The 1,858-nt window shown below is 68.2% G+C and carries 1 protein-coding gene; it reads left to right on the forward strand.

Annotated elements, in window-relative coordinates; translation table 11 throughout:
- The first annotated feature begins 56 nt into the window (after positions 1-56).
- On the forward strand, positions 57-1,832 hold the full coding sequence (locus ABZS80_RS33220; protein ID WP_355062164.1) for an IS1182 family transposase: 1,776 nt from the start codon (positions 57-59) through the stop codon (positions 1,830-1,832).
- Positions 1,833-1,858 lie beyond the last annotated feature (26 nt).

The raw sequence follows: 1,858 nt of genomic DNA on the forward strand, positions 1-1,858 counted from the left end.
TGGATCCTGCTGGCTAATTGGGTGTGTTGCGGCGGTTGCTGCCTCGCCGTGAATGCATGATCGGTTTTGCGGCTTCCTTCCCCTCTACAGCCGCGGAAACGGGTCGTGTGATGTCGATGCAACCGCGGCCGTGGCCCGAGCCCGATGAGCAGGTGGCTGCGGCGATTCGTGCGATGTATGCAGGGCGTGAGGCGCCGTTGCCGGTGGTGGTGCGAGATCAGTTGGGTGAGCTGTTCGCTGATGAGCAGTTCGGTGTGGCGTTCGGGGTTCGTGGCCGGCCTGGTTGGTCTCCGGGGCGGCTGGCATTGATCACGGTGTTTCAGCTGGTGGAGAACCTGACCGATCGGCAGGCGGCCGAGGCGGTGCGGGACAAGTTGTCGTGGAAGTACGCGCTGGGGCTGGATCTGGTCGACACCGGTTTCGACGCTTCGGTCTTGAGCGAGTTCCGGGCCCGGGTGATCGCCCATGACCTGGAGGAACGGGTCCTTGACCTGCTGTTGGCCAGGCTGGTTGATGAGGGGCTGCTGGCGGCGGGTGGTAAGCAGCGCACGGATGCCACCCACGTGGTGGCCGCGGTGCGGGATCTCAGCCGGCTGGAGCTGGCCGGGGAGTCGGTACGCGCGTGTCTGGAGGCCCTGGCCGCGGCGGCGCCGGATTGGGTGGCGCAGGTCATCGACGTGCCGGCCTGGAGCAGGCGGTACGGGCAGCGGGTCCACGACTGGCGGCTGCCGTCGTCGCAGACCGCACGGGCGGAGCTGGCGAACACGTACGGCAGTGACGGGTTCGCGCTGCTGACGGCGGTCTACGGCCCGTCGACGCCGCCGTGGCTGGCGCAGCTGCCGGCCGTGGAGGTGCTGCGGGTGGTGCTGCTGCAGAACTACGTGCGTGGGCACGATGAGCACGGGCGGGAGGTGGTCAGACGGCGGGAGGCGAAGGTAGATGGTCTCCCGCCAGGAAGGCACCGCCTCACCTCGCCCTACGACACGGACGCCCGTTGGGGCACCACACGCAGCGCCAGCAAACCCTGGAACGGCTACAAGGTCCACCTCAGCGAAACCTGCAACGACCCCGCCAGCCCCACCGACAGCGCTGACACGCCGGTCATCGAGCCGCCCAACGTCATCACCAACGTGATGACCACCGACGCGACGGTCAACGACACGGTGATGACCACCCCGATCCACGACCGGCTGCAACGGCGCGGACTGCTGCCGGACGAGCACTACCTGGACTCCGGCTATCCCTCCATCGACCTGGTCATCGCCTCCGCGGCCCGCTACGGCATCACGCTGGTCACCCCGCTGCGGACCAACAACTCCGTTCAGGCCCGGGCAGCAGCCGGCTTCGACAGCACCGCCTTCACCATCGACTTCGACAACCAGCGCGCCACCTGCCCCCAGGGTCAGACCAGCACCACCTGGGGCCCGACCACCCAACGCGGCAACGACGTCATCGTCGTGCGCTTCGCCCGGGAAACCTGCCGCCCCTGCCCGGTGCGCCAGCAGTGCACCACCGACCGGCGCACCGGCCGCAAGCTGTCCCTGCGTCCCCGCGAGGTCCACCACGCGATACAACTGGCCCGCGCCGAGCAGCACACCGCTGCCTGGCAGGCCAAATACGCCCGACGCGCCGGCGTCGAAGGAACCGTCAGCCAAGCCGTCAACGTCACCGGCATACGCCAAGCCCGCTACCGCGGCCTGGACAAGACCCACCTGCAAAACGTCTTCAGCGCCGTCGCGGTCAACCTGATACGGCTGACCGCCTACTGGAACGGTCACCCCCTCGACCGAACCCGCACCAGCCACCTCGCCCGACTCGCCCTGGCCGCATGAACCAGGCAATAAGCCAGCAGGATCCA

Origin of the sequence: Micromonospora sp. NPDC005305 (genome assembly GCF_040607315.1) — a bacterium.
Taxonomy (GTDB): domain Bacteria; phylum Actinomycetota; class Actinomycetes; order Mycobacteriales; family Micromonosporaceae; genus Micromonospora.